The following is a 17,500-nucleotide window of genomic DNA, read 5'->3' as shown; positions in this document are numbered from 1 at the left end:
GGGTATGGCTGACTCATGCGGTGAAATTGACTAACTTCCATAAAATTCTCGCTCATGTGTAAAATATAAAACTTAAAATGTATTGGGTTGAAATTGTAAAGAGAATAAAACAAATGGGTTAAGTACTAATTGAAGCGTAGAACGTGAAAAAGAGAATATAGAACCGCAGAAAGTGGAAAAGTCGAAAGCAAACAGCTAAATGTCAATAATAAACCACAGCTGAAAACTGATTGAAAACTGAAGACCGATTCGCATTTACTATAAAAATAACAAATTTAAAGGGGTTTACAAGCACTATGGATGCACAACTTGAAAAGCGTTTAGTGGAGCTCAGAGCAGAATATGAATCCGGGCAGAAAATCCTCAAAGATATTGATTTAAAGCTTGCAGAACTCGAAAACAGGAAGAAAGCCCTGGGCGAAACCCTTCTAAGGATCAGTGGGGCAATCGACTTGCTTGAAGAAGTGCTCGGAGAAAGCGAAGGTGCGCAGGGGCCGGAAATAAAAGCCAGTCCCGGAACTTTTACAGGAAATGTGGAGGTTCCCAATGTTATAAGGCAGCCCCTTGAAAACGCCAGAAAAACTCTGGAAGAGGCGGGGCTTTCAGCAGGAGAGGTCGTTGAAAAGAAAGAGGTTTTACCTATAGGAGTTATGGCAGGGGAAGTGCTCAGGCAGGAACCACAACCAGGGACAAAACTGCCAGCAGGATCATCCGTAAAGCTGGTTGTTGCATCAAAAGGTAAGTCTTTGCCCTCCCTTGACAGAAAATCGGTATGCAGCTATATTTCCGACAACGATTAAGAAAAGGGTAAGAAGGGCTTTAAGATGGAAGTTAATCCCTCCAGAACAGAGAATTATCTGAGCGAACTCAGAGAACATTCCAGAGCAGCGATTTCAGCTTTCAACACCCTTGAGCGTTCAGAAAGTCTCTTATCCTTGAGACTCTGTCTGCAGAAGTTTTTGAAGGAGGCAGAAGACATCTCAAAGGTCCTCTGGAGCAGCAATAATAAAAAGATCAGGAAATATCTGAGATCAGTACTTTATATTAAAAACGATTCTCTCTTTTACCCTGCTGCTTTCTCAGGACTGGAAACAGTGTTTAAAGAAATGGAACGTACACTGGAAGGTAAAAGAATAGAAGGGGACAGTAAAAGAATAGAAGGAGAAGGTAAAAGAATAGAAGGGGACAGTAAAAGAATAGAAGGAGAAAGTAAAAGAATAGAAGGAAATTCCCTGGAAGAAAACCCCAGCCAGCAGGAGCCAGCGGTTTTTTCATACGATCCCGGAACAAAAACCTTGATGGTTGATGGAAAAAAGTATGAACTCCTTCCCCTTTTTCTGGCTGTAAGGGACCTTTATGCTTCCCTCCCTTTTTTCGACGAACTTCAGGCCTGTACTGAGATGCTTGAAAAGGACTCTCAGAACGCCACAGCGCTCTTTCAGAAAGCCATACTGCTCTATAAGGCAAGAAGGTTTGAAGCTGCCCTGAAGCTTACAGAGCAAGTGCTTGAAATAGTCCCTGATGACTTCAGGGTCTGGTACAACAGGGGTGTAATCCTCTCGGAAATGGGGCGGCTTGAAGAAGCAATAGGTGCTTATGACAGGGTAATTGAGCTTGAACCGGCTTTTGAAATTGCATGGGACAATAAAGGAGTTATTCTTGCCAGGCTTGGCAGACTTGAAGAAGCGCTTGAAGGCTACGAAAAAGTGCTCAAGAGGAACCCCGAATACGCCGAAGCCTGGGCAGGAAAAGGCTCAATCCTTTCTGCACTTGACCGGAAAGAAGAAGCCCTTGAAGCATACAGTTCAGCCCTCAAAATCAGGCCTGATTACCTGGAAGCCCTGAAATGTATCAGCAGCCTGTTTTCCAGGCTGGGCAGGTTTGAGGAGGCTCTGGCAGCATACGATACGGCTCTTCAGTCTACCCCGGAAGATCCCGGCCTCTGGGCAGGCAGGGGACTTGTCCTTTTAGAAATGAACAAACAAGAAGAAGCCCTGAAAAGCTGCAACAGAGCCCTCGAATTGAAACCGGGCTTTGTTCCTGCTCTTGAAATCAAGATCGAAATCCTTTCGAGAATCAGCCGGCAAAAAGCCAGTGACTCTTGATAACTTTTTTCTGCATAAACTTATGTCTTGCTTTGTATCCAGTAAAATTCGAATCAGAAAAGGTATATCTCATTGAAAACGAAAGTGCTCAATACCAGTTTAACCCTGATTCCATACATAAGATGGAAAAAATAAGGATGGGACATGATTCCGAAAGGGGCCCGAATAAATCTTTATCTGAAAACGGAGGATTCCGAAATGGCAGAGGAAAAAAATACCACCGAAAGCGCTAAGATGAAGCAAAAGGAGCTGGAAGCGGCAGGAAAAACCGAAGAAACCGAGGACCCCAGGCAGCTCCTTATCACAGCAGGCAAAGTTGAGAATTATGAAGACAAACTCAGGCTCTATGATCAAGCCTTAAATCTGGACCCTATGTACCTTGATGCCTGGCTCCAGAAAGGTTTTGTCCTGGATAGGATAGGGAGGTCTGAGGAAGCTCTGACCTGTTACAATAGGGCTCTTGAAATCGATCCCGATCACCTGGGAATAAAGTGCCTCAAGGGTTTTGCCTACAATAACTTGAAGGATTTTGAAAAAGCCATAGAGTGTTATGACGAAGTCCTTAAGGTCAACTCCGAAGATGTTTTTTCCTGGTACCAGAAAGGCTCGGTCCTGGAAAATCTTGGAAGATACGGAGAGGCTATGAAATCTTATGAAAGAGCTCTGGAAATAGACCCTACTGATGTCCTTATCAGGGAGAAACAGATGAGGCTTCTGGGGCTTATTTATAAAAAAGGAACTCTAACAGATTCCCCGGACAGCAATTTTAACTGAGCCTGAAAAATATAAAAAAATTGCAGGAAAAAATTTGAGAAAATTAAGAAAATTAAGAAAATTGAGTAAAAAAAGTGTAGAGGGCTGTTTTTCAGCCTTTACTTTTTACTTGCCTCATTTTCTTTCCTGATTTCCTCAACGGTTTCCATGAGTTTTTCTTTGATTTTCACTATGGCATTAACAGCTTCGCCGCCTGCTTCAATCGGAGCCCTTTTTTCCAGGTCAGCCTGCATTAACTGCTGGTCAAAGGGAATTTCTCCAAGTACCGGGATGCCCAGCTCTTCAAGCCTGGCGTTGACTTTTCCGGCGCCTCCTTTGTTAATTACGGCAGCAATATGTTTTATCCCGATCTCGGAAGAGAGTTTTTTTATCCGTTCGGCTGTTTCAAGGGACCTGGCTCCCGGCTCCACCACTACAATCATAAGGTCCATCCCGCGCGTGGTGCCTCTTCCAAGGTGCTCGATTCCGGCTTCCATGTCCAGGATAATTGCACTCTTTTCCTTAAGCATCAGGTGCCTGAGGAGAGCCCTGAGGAAAGCTGATGCCGGACACATGCACCCGCTTCCTCCTTTATCCACAGTACCCATAACAAGCATCCTGACTCCATCAGGCCCTATTACTCCGTATTTGCCTGCAATGTCGTCCACTTTCGGGTTATAGATAAAAGCCCCGCCTTCGGTACCTGCCCTTTCCTGGATAAGGTCTTTGAAATCAGTGAGGGGCTTTGGGGGGTTTTCTATCCCCAGGGAAGATGCCAGGTTCATATCCGGGTCTGCATCTATTGCCAGGACTTCGTATCCGTCCCTTGCAAACAGTCTTGCCAGAGTACCTGAGAGAGTAGTTTTTCCAACGCCGCCTTTTCCGGTAATTGCTATTTTTATTTGAATTCCCCCTGAAACTTTGGTTCTAAATGAAACTTTGGTTCTAAATGAAACTTAATCAGATTATAAATTAAACTTAATCAGATTATAAATTAAACGTAATAATTTTCTACTCGGATATAACCATCAAACTGTTTATACTTACTCATTTATACCGGTTTTTTCCGAAGCAATTTTCATGAGGTATTTTTCTATATGGTTCCCCTGCTTTTTAGAAAAGCCCGAATCCCTGGCAAGCCAGTCGAGTACCTTCTGTACTCCTGTCCCGTACTGCATTGCTTTTTTCTCTTTCCAGAGAACTTCCGGAGAGACCAGGCCTTCTGCCGCCTTCCTGAGGATATATTTTCGAGTATAAAGGCCACCTTTTTTCAGGACCTTAAGTTCCGGACTTATTGCAAGCCCTATTTTAATTACTTCTTTATCCAGGAAGGGCACCCTGAGTTCCACGGAATTGGCCATTGTAACCATATCATCTCTTTCAAGGTTGATTGTTGAGATGCTTTCAAGGTCAGAGTAGATCTCCCTGTCAAGTACATCAGGGCCCTGCTCGAGAAATCCTTCATGCCTCCTGTACCCTCCAAAGAGTTCATCTGCACCCTGCCCGGTCAGAAGGACCCGTTTCCCATTTTCTCTTGCAGTTTTTGCAACTATGTAAAGAGGAAGCCCTATTGCAACCGTCATCGGATCAGTAGATCCGGTTGCATAAATTACCTGAGGGACTGCAGCTTCTATTTCTTCAGGCGAAAGGAAATGAACTTTCAGGTTTCTCTTCATACCGATAGCCTCAGCTGCGCTCTCTGCCTGGGCAACGTCATGGGAATCCGGAAGCCCAACCGCATAAAGGGGAATATCAAGATCAATTCGCTTTGCAAGGGCTGCTAAAAAGGTGCTGTCGATTCCTCCTGAAAATGCAATTCCGGCAGTTGGAGTAAGCCTGAGTTCCACAGCCTTTTCAAGGGCTACCCTCAGGTGAAATAAAGCCTCTTCTTCTGCATGGATTCTCTTTTCAGGCGATTTTGTCTTCAGGTATCCTTCCGGGGTTTTTTCTTTGATTTTCCCGTTTTCGGTATTGAACCCCAGAATCCCTCCCTGAGGAAAGGGCCTTGCTTTTCTGCCAATGCAGGTAAGGGCTTTTTTTTCGGAGGCAAAGGCTATCTCTGGCTTTTCTGCTCCTTCCCCGGAGCAATAAAAAAGAGGCTTTACTCCTGAAGGGTCTCTCGCAAGTACAAGTTCTCCTCCGCAGGCATATGCAAGGGCATAGTCCCCATTTACTTTAGAAAGCGCGGAAAAGACTGCTTTTATCGGCGTGCTCCCCTCCTTTACCCCTGTTTCTATAAGTGAAAAAAGCAGTTCGGTATCAGAATCGGTTTTTAGCCTAATTTCGGCTGCAAGCTCGCGAAAATTGAATATCTCCCCGTTGAGTACGAGAGCTCCTATCCCTGTGAGGGGCTGGGGCATATCTCCTGTTATTTTAAGCAGGGTATTTCCTATGCTCAGGTCTCCCGCCGTATAGATTCCGCAGGCATCAGGTCCCCTGTGTCCCAGGGCCGCAAGCATTTTCTTTACTTTTATATTACTGTCAGGGGTTCCGAACAAACCTGCTATTCCGCACATGATTACACCTTTTTTTCTGTCCTTTATATCCGGTATACACGAGCGCATCCCTGTATTTATTATTTTGCCATCTCAGCAGTGCATCACCATACAGTCTAAGACGGGGCGCTGCCCGGAAAGCAGATAGGTCCGGAAAAATGTGCTGACAATGCAGATTAAAAACATTGATCAAAAAATACTGATCAAAAAACACTGATCAAAAAATACTGATCAAAAAATGTGGTGGTCCCTGATTAATTGGTTGATCTATTCCGGAATCCGGGAGGAGATTTATCATTTCCTCCCCCCGCACTGCACGGAACTGGGCCGGCCTGCCACCAGCTAAAAAAACAATCGAAAAACCGGTGCCGCAATTAAGAAAGGCATTATGTAAGAAAGGCATTATGTTGAAAAAATCCCACGGTCTAAGAGAATACTTTCCTTTCCCCCGGAAACCACTTTTCAATTCACAGTACATATAAGCGTCTTAGTCAGAAGCGCCTTAGTCAGCTTGCCTGGTGGTCAGTCACAAATCGAAGAAAAATTGCCTTTTTTTAGAGAGGATCGGGAGTAGGAGGTCTGGGCTCACTCGGAACCCATACCCACAAGCTCATAAATATCCTGCAGCACCCGGCGGTATTTTTCCAGGTATTCCATGGAAGGTTCGAGGGTTTTGGGATTATAACATTCCCCAAAGGGCATCCCGTAATCCGGCCTTTTCAGCTTGTTTTCGTACAGCTTGAAGAGTTCAAGGCACAGGAAGTTTGCATCTTCCGGGGACAAACTTGTTGCAAGTTCGGCCACTTCTGCCATCAACTGGGCATCAAGGCCTCCGGCATGGTCAATTACATGGGCCTCATTCGGCATGGGGCCTGCAAGAATGTCCGTGCCGCAGGTAACGTTGCCTATAGTCTGGGCTGCAGTCTCGTACATCATCATGGCTGTGCAGGGGCCTGCCGAATTGTTGATGTCGGTTCCATGGATGTATCTGGTATTCCTTGTGAGAGCCATGGATCCTATGAAAGAAGCCCACATGGCCTCCAGGGTTGACCCTGCTCCTGTCCGAAGGTCGTCGACCTGCTTAAAGTACATGTGTCCCTGGTGGATGAGCCTGGCTTTCAACGCCTCTGCCACCACTTCAATTGCCATCTGTTCGGGCCTGTCCGTCGTCCTGCCCCCCAGGATGAAACCCTGGTCGCACAGATAAACGCAGCCTATGCTCCTGTAATGGACAGCCTTTGTGATGGCATCGAAATTGGTTTTGAGGTCAAGCTGCTGGTAGATTTCCTGGACATCCCATTCGCGCATGAACCTGGGATGGGTTATGGCCATTGCAGCTTTCAAATCCGAGATAGAAGGTGGTCCTGTAAAACCCATATCAGGGCGCCCTTCAAGGGCACACGCCTCTTTTACGAGTGTAACGGCAGTGTGGGCGGTGTAAAGGCTGAGAGGGGTTTTCATAAGGTGGGGGTCAAACGTCTCATATATCGTAGCCGGGGCTATGATATCAATACAGTTCAGCTTTGCATAGGAGCGGTGAACCGGGATATAGGAATCAACCGAAATCGGAGTTCCACAGGGCCCACCCATGATAACGGGTTTCCTGTCGTCAAGCAATTCCCTGAAGAAAACATCGGTTTTGTCAATGCCATTTCCTATCATATACGAACTGCGGGTATTCTGGATGCCGCTGATAATTTCATCCTTCTCGAGTTTAATAACCCTCCCGGTATCTATCGAATAAACGCCTACCCTTTCCAGAAGTTCAAGGGCTGCAGTATAAACCCTGTCAGCCATTTTTACATCCGAAGGTACCGGATGCCCGGGATCAAAGGAGATGTCATGGGTTTTGACAAGTTCCGAACTGGTTCTGTAGATCAGTTCATCGTGTTCATTTTCTTTTCTTTTTTCCCCGTTCAACATCTGTTCTATTATATGGTACATGTTCCCGATCTCTTTAGTTAGCTGATCTTTAGTTAATCTTTAGTTAGCTGATCTTTAGTTAATCTTAGTTCATGCGTCTTCGGTTAAGTGAGGAATCGTAATAAATTGCCTCCACTTCACAACAGTTATTAAATATTTGATCCTATTGTAAGCTGGGACAGGGTATCGATTTCATGTTAATAGGCCAAAACTTAAGGTAGACTTCTGGTGCAAAATCGATAGCTTTCGGGCAAGAAAATTCCTTAACCGATGACCAATGAATCTTAGTTAGCTGATCTTTAATTCGTTAATTTCTATCTTAAATCTCTCCTTATGCCTGATAATTCGGTCTCAAAACCATTTTCAATTTTTTATGATATTTATAGGATTCGCTTTTCAGACTACAAATTTAAATTTCTTTTTATTTGATATAAACCTTTTGAATGATAAAACGAAATCTATATATGCATGTCTTTTTTTTTAAAAGTTATATTTATATAGTATAATTCAGAAAATGATATTTGTGGAAAAAATACCCGAAGAACCGAGGTTTAATCCTCCCGGGACACATATAAATATCTAATATAGTAACCAGCCAGAAAACAACTGGCTGAATGAGCAAACTGTGTTAAAATCCCAAACAATACGAAAAAACCACAACGCATAGATTTGGGTATATTCTAATGAGGTGATAAAACGCCAGGATCAAACACTCCTGCAGGCCTGGAGCATATTGAAGGGCTCGGCCTGAACATATTAACGAAATCGGACCTGCAGGCCATTCACGAAGCCACCCTTGATGTACTGAAAAACGTCGGAATTGAAACCACTGACCCCGAAGCCCTGCAGCTATATGCGGATGCGGGCTGTGAGGTAGACTTTGAAAAGCATGTGGTAAAAATCCCGGAATATGTGGTTGAAAAGGCCCTTAGGTCTGCCCCTAGTAGGGTGAGGCTTGCAGCCATCGACAAAAAGAAGGACCTTGTCCTGCGCTCGGGACCCTACGTAAACTGGGCACCTTTCGGGGTAGGGATCCAGTTCTTCGAATACGACCGCAGTGGGAACCATAAAGTCCGGCCCTCCACCGAAGCTGACCTCAAAAAGTCCATGACGGTCTGCGACTGGTGTGAGGGTTATAATGTAGCAGACCCCACGGTCACGGCCAGAGACTGGCTGGAAAAAGGTAGGGCTGACCTCCATGAACTGGGCACCGCTCTTTGCAACACCACCAAGCCGTTCACCTACGGGGAAGCCGACGGAACACATTTTGATGACTATTTTGAGCTAAACAGGATAATCTACGGGGGAGACGAGGAACTTGCCCGAAAAAGACCTCTAATAAACATGTGCAACTGCCCTACAAGCCCTCTTGAGTTCTGCAGCAATGGGTCCCAGGTGATTATCAACTCCGCAAGGCAGAACATCCCTAACTGTGTGCTGAGCATGGCCCTTGCGGGAGGCACGGGTCCGGTAAACCTGGAAGGCACCCTCGTGGTCCAGAATGCGGAAGTGCTGGCAGGCATAACCCTCGCCCAGATCACAAACAGGGGCGCCCCGGTTACATACGGCTGTTCGACCACCATCATGGACCTGAGAAAAGGGACCGCATCTGTAGGAGCACCTGAAATGGCCCTTATCGGAGCTGCTGTTGCCCGGCTTTCCCAGTTCTACGGAATTCCCTGCAGTGATGTAGCCGGTTCCTAGACCGACAGCAAGGTGCCGGACGCCCAGGCCGGGTTTGAAAAAGGCCTGACCGCAATGTTACCGGCCCTTGCGGGAGCAAACCTGATTTACGGCAGTGGCATGCTGGAAATGGGGCAAACGATATCCCTGGAACAGCTGGTCATAGACAACGACATAATCTGCATGATCAACAGTCTGCTTAAGGGAATGAATGTAACGGAAAGCCGCCTGTCTCTGGACGAGATAGAGGAAGTCGGAATCGGAGGGCACTTCATATCCAGGGCATCCACAAGGAAAAACATGAACGGACAGTCCAATCCCCTGATATTCGATCGCAACATGCGCGGGTCCTGGGAAAGAAACGGGCAAAAGGACGCTGCACTTGCAGCCCATGAAAAAGTAGAGTGGATCCTGGAAAACCATAACCCCTGCGGCCTAGACAGGGACGTGGTAAAGGAACTTGAGGCATTCATTGCCAGGCGAGACAAAGAATTTCTCAGGCAGCTGGTCTGAGGAGGATTTTAACTATCGATTAAACAGGATATGAAAAAATGACAGTAAAAGACGAAATTATCGAAAAAGCAAAAAATTCGATTCTGGACTTTGATGAGGATATGGCTGAAAAGGCAGCACATGAAGCCCTTAAAGAGGGGATAAGCCCCCTTGAAGTTATTGAAAAGGGCTTTACTGCGGCAATGGAGTTCATAGGCGGGCAGTTCGAAAAAGGAGAGCTCTTTTTACCGCATGTGCTTGCAGCTTCGGAAGCCATGAACGCGGGCATTGCCGTATTGAAACCCGAAATGGAAAAACGGTCTGAAGAAAGTAAGAGCCTGGGCAAAGTAGTAATCGGTACGATCGAAGGCGACATCCACTCGATCGGAAAAGAAATTGTGGCCTCGATGCTCGGGATTGCAGGGTTTAAGGTAATCGACCTCGGAAAGGATGTGGCAATTTCCAGGTTCGTTGAAAGTGCACAGAAGTTCAAACCGGATATTGTTGCCTCCTCCGCCCTTATGACCACCACTATGGTCTGCCAGGTCCAGCTTGAGGAACAGCTAAAAGAAGCCGGAATCCGCGGCCAGGTAAAAACGATGGTTGGAGGGGCTCCCTGTACCCAGAAATGGGCAGACCAGATTGGTGCGGATATCTATGCGGAAAACGCAAACGATGCCGTTGCCAAAGCAAAGGCATTGGTAGCATAAAAAGGAGGTTACAAAATATGTTAAGGGCAAACATTCCGGCCGGCCTGGAACATATTGAAGGGCTCGGGCTTGAAATGCTAAATAAATCAGACCTGAAGCTGATCAATGAAATTACCATGGACGTGCTGGAGAATGTAGGGATTGAAACAAAAGACCCTGAAGCCCTGCAGCTGTATGCGGATGCGGGCTGTGAAGTGGACTTTGAAAAGTGTGTGGCCAAAATCCCGGAATATCTGGTAGGAGACGCTCTCCGGTCCGCCCCTGGCAGGGTGAGGCTTGCAGCTATCGACAAAAAGAAGAACCTTGTCCTGCGCTCGGGGCCCTATGTCAACTGGGCGCCCTTCGGAGTAGGGATCCAGTGCCTGGAATTCGATGCAAACGGGAAGCACAAGGTCCGGGCTTCCACCGAAGCCGACCTTAAGAAATCCATGACCATCTGCGACTGGTGCGACGGTTTCAGCGTAGCCGATCCCACCATTGCAGCCAGGGACTGGACAGAGAAAGGGCGGGCCGACCTGCATGAGGTCCAGATTGCCCTTTGCAATACCACAAAGCCCTTTACCTTCGGGGAACCTGAGTCCGATGGTTTTGATGACTATTTCGAAATGGCAAAGATCGTATACGGAGGGGATGAAGAACTTGCCAGGAAGAGGCCGCTTATCAATGTGTGCAACTGTCCCACAAGCCCTCTCCAGATCTGCGAAAACAGCACCCAGATTACGATAAAAGCTGCACGGCGCATGATCCCGGATGTTGTGATCAGCATGTCTATGGCAGGCGGAACGGGCCCGATCACCCTGGAAGGCACGCTCCTTACCCAGAATGCGGAGGTGCTGGCAGGCATAACCCTCGCCCAGATTGCAAACAAAGGGGCACCTGTGACTTACGGTTCCGCAACCACCATCATGGACCTGAGAAGGGGAACCGCATCCGGCGGGGCTCCGGAAATGGCGCTTTTAAGTGCTGCCGTTGCCCGGCTCTCCCAGTTCTACGGCATTCCCTGCGGGGATGCGGCAGGCTGCTGGACCGACAGCAAGGTCCCCGATGCCCAGGCAGGGTTCGAAAAAGGCATGACCGGAATGATTCCCGCCCTTGCCGGAGCCAACCTGATCTTCGGAGGCGGCCTGCTGGAAATGGGGCAGACGATTTCCCTGGAACAGCTGGTCATAGACAACGACGTAATCGGCATGATCAAAAACCTGCTTAAGGGGATGCATGTGACGGAAAGCCGCCTGTCTCTGGACGAGATAGAAGAAGTCGGGATAGGAGGACACTTCATTTCTAGGGCATCCACAAGGAAAAACATGAATGAGCAGTCCAATCCCCTGATCTTCGACCGCAACATGCGCGGGTCCTGGGAAAGAAATGGGGCAAAGGATGCTGCACTTGCAGCCCATGAAAAAGTAGAGTGGATCCTGGAAAACCACAACCCCTGCGGCCTAGACAGGGATGTGGTAAAGGACCTTGAGGCATTCGTTGCCAGGCGAGACAAGGAATTTCTCAAGTAAATGAAGTGATGTAGAAGGTTTTTAATAAGTATTGTGGTTCTGCATCACCATATAATTCTTTTCGAGGTGCAATGTCCCCTGCCCTTTCTAAGGGCTCCGGACAGGGCGTTGAGCCGTCCCTTATGGAATAGGGACAGGGAATGAAGGAAAAGGGGTAGGAATAGGCATTTATCGAGCGGATGCTGTCGCTCTTCGGCCCATATTCCACCGGGGATGTTCGGGATCTACAGAAAATTTTAGACTTAACCTGAGGAGTTCGAACCGAAACTAATTCTGAAAAATCAGGAAGTATGGAGGGAATGTAAAGTGAGCAATGAAAACTTACTGGAAATCATCCGCGAATCTATTGTGAAAGTAGATCGGGAAACCGCGGTTCAGACGGTCGAAAGCGCGCTGGCCCAGGGGCTGCAAGCAATTGAGGTCATTGAAAAAGGCCTGTCTCCCGGAATGCAGAAAGTGGGGGATCTCTTCGAGCGGGGAGAGTTGTTTTTACCGCAGGTCATGATGGCTGCAGGCCTGATGACTCAGATCGTGCAAAGCCTGCAGGATAAAATGTCCCCTGAACAGACTACTAAAAAGAATGGAGTTGTGATCATAGGTACCGTGGAAGGGGACGTGCATGACATAGGAAAGAACATAGTGAAGATCCTGCTTTCCGTGAACGGGTTCGAAGTCCACGACCTGGGTAGAGATGCCCTGCTGAGCAGATTCGTCGAAAAGGCAAAAGAGTTCAATGCAAACATTGTGGCTTCATCCGCTTTGATGACAGGAACCATGCAGGCCCAGGGAGATCTGGAAACACTCCTGAAGGAAGCCGGCATCCGAGACAGGGTAAAAACCATGGTGGGAGGAGCTCCCTGTACCCAGTACTGGGCTGACAAGATCGGGGCAAACGCATACGCCGAAAACGCCAGCGAAGCCGTAACTAAAGCCAGGGAACTGATGGCTGCACAGTGAAAAAAGGGAGATTTTCAAAGGAGGTTGAAAAGCATGGCGTATAAGGAAAGAATGGGAGATGGACGATTAGTCGAAATGTCAAAAGAGGAGATGATAAGGGATATCGAAGCCGGATGCAATGATGCTGCCGAAAGGGGTAAAATCTCTGCCCTGAGCGAAGACGCCCAGGAACGCCTCCTGGACATCATGATCTCTCCGGAAAGGGTTGCAAGTGTGGAGCCCGAAAACACGGTGGTGTTCAGCACGGATAACGGCTGCCACAGCCTCTACGGCAACTTTAGCGAAGCCGGGGGCGTGGGGCTTCCTATCCACAGCGTTACCGCAAACATGCTGATGGAAAGGGCCCTTGGATTTGATTCGGTCTTTTACGGCTGGCTGGACTTCTGTTTCAAAGCCGCAAAAGCCGTAATCACCCAGCACCAGCAGGAGCTTGAGTCCATCCTTATGAACACGGTCAGCCCCTGCATCTACGGGGCAATGCCAAACCTCGGAGGGTACTACAAGCCTGACGGGCCTTTCGAAAACGTCGGGGATCTCATGGCCGAAGGTAAAATCCTGGAAGGCATGGAGGTTTATGAAAGGCTCGTGGACCATGCAAAAGAGGATATCGTCTGGGTAAGCGAGCAGCTTACCAGGGTCGGTGTCGATTGTATTAATATAGATACTACCGGAGCTGCCGGGGACGGGGATTTCCTGAGCTCTCTTAAGGCCTGCGAAGAGCTGAAAAAGCAAACCGGCCTTTCCATAGAAATGGGGATGGCTTCGGAGTTCGTAATGGGCATCCACGGAGGGCTCGAATATGATGGCAATGTGCTTGCTGGCATGTATCCCCACAAGCAGGTGAAGATGGCTGAAAAAGCCGGAGTGGACATCTTCGGTCCGGTTGTCAACACAAATACCCGCCAGTCAACACCCTGGAACATTGCAAGGGCAATCACTTTCACTAAAGAATGCAGCAGGGTTGCGAACATCCCCCTCCACCCGAACATGGGAATGGGGGTGGGTGGGCTTCCGATGGCAGAAATGCCCCCTCTGGATGCTGTGACAAAAGCTTCTAAGGCAATGGTGGAACTTGCCGGAGTCGACGGCATATAGATCGGAGTCGGAGACCCCATGGGCATGGCAGTGGCCCACGGCATGGCCTCCGGGATGAACGGGATGAGGACGGCCGGGGACCTGGTCATGAGAATGGAAATGAAAGGCATGAAGATAAAGGAAGCAAAAGAGTACGTGGCCGGGAAACTCGGCGTTGGCGTCCCTGAACTCTCGGACGAGTACCGCATGAAGGAAGTCCGGGAAGAACTGGATATCGGCACCGTCATGGCTGTCCCCGGGGCTGCAAAAGGGCTCAGGGCCAAAGCCAGGATCGCCGATATCCTGGGAATAGAGATCCCCTGCGTGGAAAAATTGAGGTAAAGGAGGAAACCTTATGTCACAAGAAAATTCCGGCAAGCCCGTCTTAAGACGGGCCGTTACCTGGAAAATAGGCATGTTCATGGTTGCAACAGGCATCCTGGACTGGACTTACCTGAGCGGCCCGGCCGTGTCCATGGTAGGAAAATGGGCTCCTCTTGCCTGGATCATTACCGTCGGGATCATGGCAATTTCCTGCTTCATATACCTTGAAATGGCGCTCATGTTCAAAGACAGCGCCGGGGGGCTTGCCATGTACGTGATGGAAGGGTATAAAAAACGCAGCCCCATCCCGGGAGCAATTTCAGAATGGGGTTACGTGATGGGCTGGGGGCTTGCAGTGGCTGCGATTGCAACCTTTGCGGGATATTTCATCCAGTTCTTCATTCCCGAGTTCGATATCGTACTCGGAGCAATTGCAATTGTTGTTGCCTGCTATGTCCTGAACTGCAGGGGAATCGAGGCTTCAGGAAAAGCCCAGTCCCTGATGGTCCCGCTGATCATCACCACTGTAGCCCTCCTTATCGGGTCATTTGGAAAACTTCCGGTCCTGTCCCCGGATTTCAGTGTGGTGGACTTCAACCAGCCCGGGGCCAACCACCTTATGACCTTCCTCGGGGCCTGTTACCTGGTTGCCTGGTCAGCTTTTGCCCTGGAATGCGTACTTACCCTTACGGCGGAATACAAGGATCCGGTAAAGGACACAAAAAAAGCGGTCGCTTACAGCGCAATTCTGATGATGCTCATGACTGTTGCAATCTGCCTGGCCATGACCTGGTACCTGCCGCTCGATGTGGTCTTAAATGACCCCTTCACTCCCCTGCTTCCGCTTGCAGAAGCTGTCTTCGGGTCGGCGTTTACCAAAATTTTCGGGGTCCTGCTAATCATAGGGCTTATGAACGGCGTCAACATGTGTTACGTGGCTTCCTCAAGGGTCCTGTTTGAGTCCTCAAAACTCGGATACATGCCAAAATGGTTCATGAAGCTTAATGAAAAACAGGCACCTTCGACCTCGCTGCTCTTCATCATGCTGCTTAACTCGGGCCTTATAATATCTGCAGGGGAATCTCCTGTCTTCATGGTGGTCGCAGGCAGTATCGGCTACTTCATAACCGTGATCCTGTCCAACTTCTCTATATACTTCATGCGAAAAGACTTCCCTGACCTGCCCAGGCCCTACCGGGTCCCTGACTACATGGTTTATGTCAGCATCCTGATAGGGATAATCAACATGATCTTCCTGGTTGTAGGCAGCATGTCCTACGGGTGGAAAAACGTACTTACGGGAATTCTTGTGCTGTTACTCGTGTTCCCCCTCTACTGGTACAGGACAAAAGTGGAAGACCCAAAAGAAGTTGCACAAAAAACAGCAGCAAATGCTGACATACAAACCGATTAAGGCAGTGATGTCAAACAGGGAGCCTGTTACTTAAAATCAGCTCCTTGTTTTCTCTTGTTTTTGCCATAAAAAGAAACCTCCGCCGGAAAGGAAGCTTTGTTCTTCCTGAAAAACGAAATCCGTGCTTACAGAATGATCCGGAAAAACTCTGCTAACAGATAATCCGGAAAAAAGGAAGCTATGTTTTCCGGGATAACAGTTCTCCCTCCTTCCCAGGCTCACGTAATATTTTTTTCACAGAGCTCTTTTCCCTTCTTTGCAACCTCGTTTCCGGGGCTTAACTTAAGGGTCCGCGCATAGCACTTGTAAGCTTCCTTATATTCCCCGATCTCGCAGAGGAGTTCCCCACCCCGGAAGAGGGAGTTCAGGTGGTCAGGATCGCTTTCTAGAGCATTTTTGTATGCGTCCAGGGCTTTTTCTCTTTCCCCCAGTTCCATAAACAAATTGCCTTTCCAGTGCCAGGTCTCAGCATTGTCAGGCCTCATGATGGGAGCCTTGTTTCGGGAAAAGAAACTGAACCTTGGAAGTTTGCATGCCCAGTCAGAAGCCTTTTTGGGTTTGGCTGACAGGGCTTTATCGAAGGTCTCCAGGGCTTTTTCGAGGAGCCCCATCCTGAAATAAACAACTCCCTTGCTGGTCAGGATTTTGGGAGATGCTGGGTCAAGGGAAAGCGCTTTTTCAAAGGCTTCAAGAGCTTCTTCATTCCTGCCGAGGGCAGAGAGCACAAAACCCCTGTTGGACCATTCGGTCGGGCTGTCTGGTTTAACTTCCAGGAGAGCATCAACAATCTCAAGAGCTTCTTCATATCTTCCGAGCTTGAAAAGAGACATTCCGCAACAGGACCGAACCTCCATAACCTTGTCAAAGAACTCTTGTCCGCTGTCCTCCTTCCCTTTTTCAAAAAGCAGGTCTGCCATTTTATTCCAGGCATCAGCAGCTTTCCCATAAGTAGCAAGAGCCTCTTCATATTTGCCCATCTGGAAAAAGACCCTGGCTTTGCCGTAGCTCTCCTCGGCGAATCTGTCAAGGTCTCTGAGTGTGTTTGCCATTTTTGCCATTTTTGCCTCATCCATAAGTATTAGAATCACCGGTATTCGGATTCGTAACTGAAACTGTATTATCCGGAATTTGCATTCAAAATTAGTTTTTTAAACCTGATAATTGTCCAGATAAATATCTGGAGTTTTATAATAAATAATGTTCTGAGATTTAATCAGGTTCATTAATCCTGACTTGAACTTCTACTCAGGTTCTACAACAGGATGGGACTTCTTTCTGGAACCTATTTAACCTGCCAGCCCCGATACAATATGGGGAAATAAGGTGAATGAGGTCAAAATTCTCGGAGTCGGAGGAAGCCCCCGGAAAGGAGGAAATACCGACATCCTGCTTGACAGCTTTTTGAAAGGAGCGGAATCGGCAGGAGCTGAAACGAAAAAAGTCCTGTTAAGGGAATATTCGATCGAACCCTGCATCGGCTGCGAAGCGTGCAGGAAAGCCGGGACCTGCATAAAGTTCCACGACGGAATGGGACTCCTTTATCCCGAGATCGAAGCTGCAAAAGGCCTTATCCTCGGCTCTCCCACTTACAACTACAACGTAACCGCCCAGATGAAAGCCTTCATCGACCGGCTCTATCCTTACTACAATTTCACGAACGACCTCCCCAGGCGGTATTCAAGCAGGCTTGCCGGGCAGGAACGAAAGGCGATTGTTTTTTCAGTCTGCGAGCAGCTGGAAATCGAAGAAATGGGTTTTACGCTCGGAGCGCTCGGGATGCCCCTTGAATCTCTGGGTTATGAGGTAGTGGAAAAGTTTCCGGTGACCGGGTATTTTCATAGGGGAGCGGTTAGAGATGAAGAACTTCTGAGGAAAGCGTTTGAAGCGGGTAAAAAACTGGCAGAGGCTCTTCAGTGAAGCCCTGAAGAAAGTTCCCTGACACCTACATTTGCCAAATCTTCACGTTTTGATTAACCCATATCCTGCACATCTGTAACCCGGTGTTGCGTGTCTCCATCTTTTGAAACAATCCGAAACACCTTTACAAATCCATATGTTTTGA

13 protein-coding genes and 2 pseudogenes are annotated in these 17,500 nt (G+C 48.0%); 10 read left to right on the top strand and 5 right to left on the bottom strand.

From position 1 onward, the window contains the following. The first annotated feature begins 296 nt into the window (after positions 1 to 296). The 3 genes from EO98_RS10775 (at position 297) to EO98_RS10765 (ending at position 2,879) form a co-directional block, all read left to right on the top strand. Positions 297 to 800: a PASTA domain-containing protein gene (locus EO98_RS10775; RefSeq protein ID WP_048140318.1), complete on the top strand. Its 504-nt coding sequence runs from the start codon at positions 297 to 299 to the stop codon at positions 798 to 800. 24 nt (positions 801 to 824) lie between these two features. Further along, positions 825 to 2,105 (top strand): tetratricopeptide repeat protein, encoded by a 1,281-nt coding sequence (locus EO98_RS10770; protein ID WP_048140316.1) that lies wholly within the window; start codon positions 825 to 827, stop codon positions 2,103 to 2,105. A gap of 198 nt (positions 2,106 to 2,303) precedes the next feature. Further along, positions 2,304 to 2,879 (top strand): tetratricopeptide repeat protein, encoded by a 576-nt coding sequence (locus tag EO98_RS10765; protein WP_048132342.1) that lies wholly within the window; start codon positions 2,304 to 2,306, stop codon positions 2,877 to 2,879. Between the two features lie 98 nt (positions 2,880 to 2,977). Here EO98_RS10765 and EO98_RS10760 read toward each other — a convergent pair whose 3' ends face one another. From EO98_RS10760 to EO98_RS10745, 3 genes are all read right to left on the bottom strand, one after another. After that, positions 2,978 to 3,766 (bottom strand): AAA family ATPase, encoded by a 789-nt coding sequence (locus tag EO98_RS10760; protein WP_082098575.1) that lies wholly within the window; start codon positions 3,764 to 3,766, stop codon positions 2,978 to 2,980. A gap of 135 nt (positions 3,767 to 3,901) precedes the next feature. After that, positions 3,902 to 5,374 carry an asparagine synthetase B gene (locus EO98_RS10755; RefSeq protein ID WP_048140312.1) on the bottom strand — a complete coding sequence of 491 codons (1,473 nt, stop codon included), beginning with the start codon at positions 5,372 to 5,374 and terminating at the stop codon, positions 3,902 to 3,904. A gap of 564 nt (positions 5,375 to 5,938) precedes the next feature. Then, complete coding sequence (locus tag EO98_RS10745) at positions 5,939 to 7,297, bottom strand: monomethylamine:corrinoid methyltransferase (protein WP_048140308.1); 1,359 nt, start codon at positions 7,295 to 7,297, stop codon at positions 5,939 to 5,941. A 702-nt stretch (positions 7,298 to 7,999) separates the two neighbouring features. Here EO98_RS10745 and EO98_RS19200 point away from each other — a divergent pair. The 3 genes and pseudogenes from EO98_RS19200 (at position 8,000) to EO98_RS10725 (ending at position 11,669) form a co-directional block, all read left to right on the top strand. Continuing rightward, a pseudogene (locus tag EO98_RS19200) lies at positions 8,000 to 9,472 on the top strand (trimethylamine methyltransferase family protein). 38 nt (positions 9,473 to 9,510) lie between these two features. Further along, positions 9,511 to 10,161, top strand: coding sequence for a methyltransferase cognate corrinoid protein (locus EO98_RS10730; RefSeq protein WP_048140304.1), 651 nt, complete (start codon positions 9,511 to 9,513; stop codon positions 10,159 to 10,161). A gap of 17 nt (positions 10,162 to 10,178) precedes the next feature. Then, on the top strand, positions 10,179 to 11,669 hold the full coding sequence (locus EO98_RS10725; RefSeq protein WP_048140302.1) for a trimethylamine methyltransferase family protein: 1,491 nt from the start codon (positions 10,179 to 10,181) through the stop codon (positions 11,667 to 11,669). Here EO98_RS10725 and EO98_RS18490 read toward each other — a convergent pair. Beyond that, entirely contained in the window at positions 11,662 to 11,877 is a 216-nt protein-coding gene (locus EO98_RS18490; protein WP_156161114.1) for a hypothetical protein, read from the bottom strand. The genes EO98_RS10725 and EO98_RS18490 overlap by 8 nt on opposite strands. Positions 11,878 to 11,975: 98 nt before the next feature. Here EO98_RS18490 and EO98_RS10720 point away from each other — a divergent pair, with 98 nt between their 5' ends. The 3 genes and pseudogenes from EO98_RS10720 (at position 11,976) to EO98_RS10705 (ending at position 15,438) form a co-directional block, all read left to right on the top strand. Then, entirely contained in the window at positions 11,976 to 12,626 is a 651-nt protein-coding gene (locus EO98_RS10720; RefSeq protein ID WP_048140300.1) for a B12-binding domain-containing protein, read from the top strand. A 33-nt stretch (positions 12,627 to 12,659) separates the two neighbouring features. After that, positions 12,660 to 14,042, top strand: a pseudogene (mtbB, locus tag EO98_RS10715) ([dimethylamine--corrinoid protein] Co-methyltransferase). 13 nt (positions 14,043 to 14,055) lie between these two features. Beyond that, positions 14,056 to 15,438, top strand: coding sequence for an APC family permease (locus EO98_RS10705; RefSeq protein ID WP_048140296.1), 1,383 nt, complete (start codon positions 14,056 to 14,058; stop codon positions 15,436 to 15,438). Between the two features lie 218 nt (positions 15,439 to 15,656). On the opposite strand, the gene EO98_RS10695 is transcribed toward EO98_RS10705, so the two are convergent. Further along, entirely contained in the window at positions 15,657 to 16,511 is an 855-nt protein-coding gene (locus EO98_RS10695) for a tetratricopeptide repeat protein (RefSeq protein WP_235283592.1), read from the bottom strand. Between the two features lie 250 nt (positions 16,512 to 16,761). On the opposite strand from EO98_RS10695, the gene EO98_RS10690 reads away from it, so the two are divergent. Continuing rightward, positions 16,762 to 17,355, top strand: a complete 594-nt coding sequence (locus EO98_RS10690; RefSeq protein ID WP_048140292.1) for a flavodoxin family protein — start codon at positions 16,762 to 16,764, stop codon at positions 17,353 to 17,355. Positions 17,356 to 17,500: the final 145 nt, after the last annotated feature.

Origin of the sequence: Methanosarcina sp. 2.H.T.1A.6 (assembly GCF_000979455.1) — an archaeon.
Taxonomy (GTDB): domain Archaea; phylum Halobacteriota; class Methanosarcinia; order Methanosarcinales; family Methanosarcinaceae; genus Methanosarcina.
The sequence above is the reverse complement of the archived record's forward strand: the minus strand, read 5'-3'. Positions and strand labels throughout refer to the sequence as shown.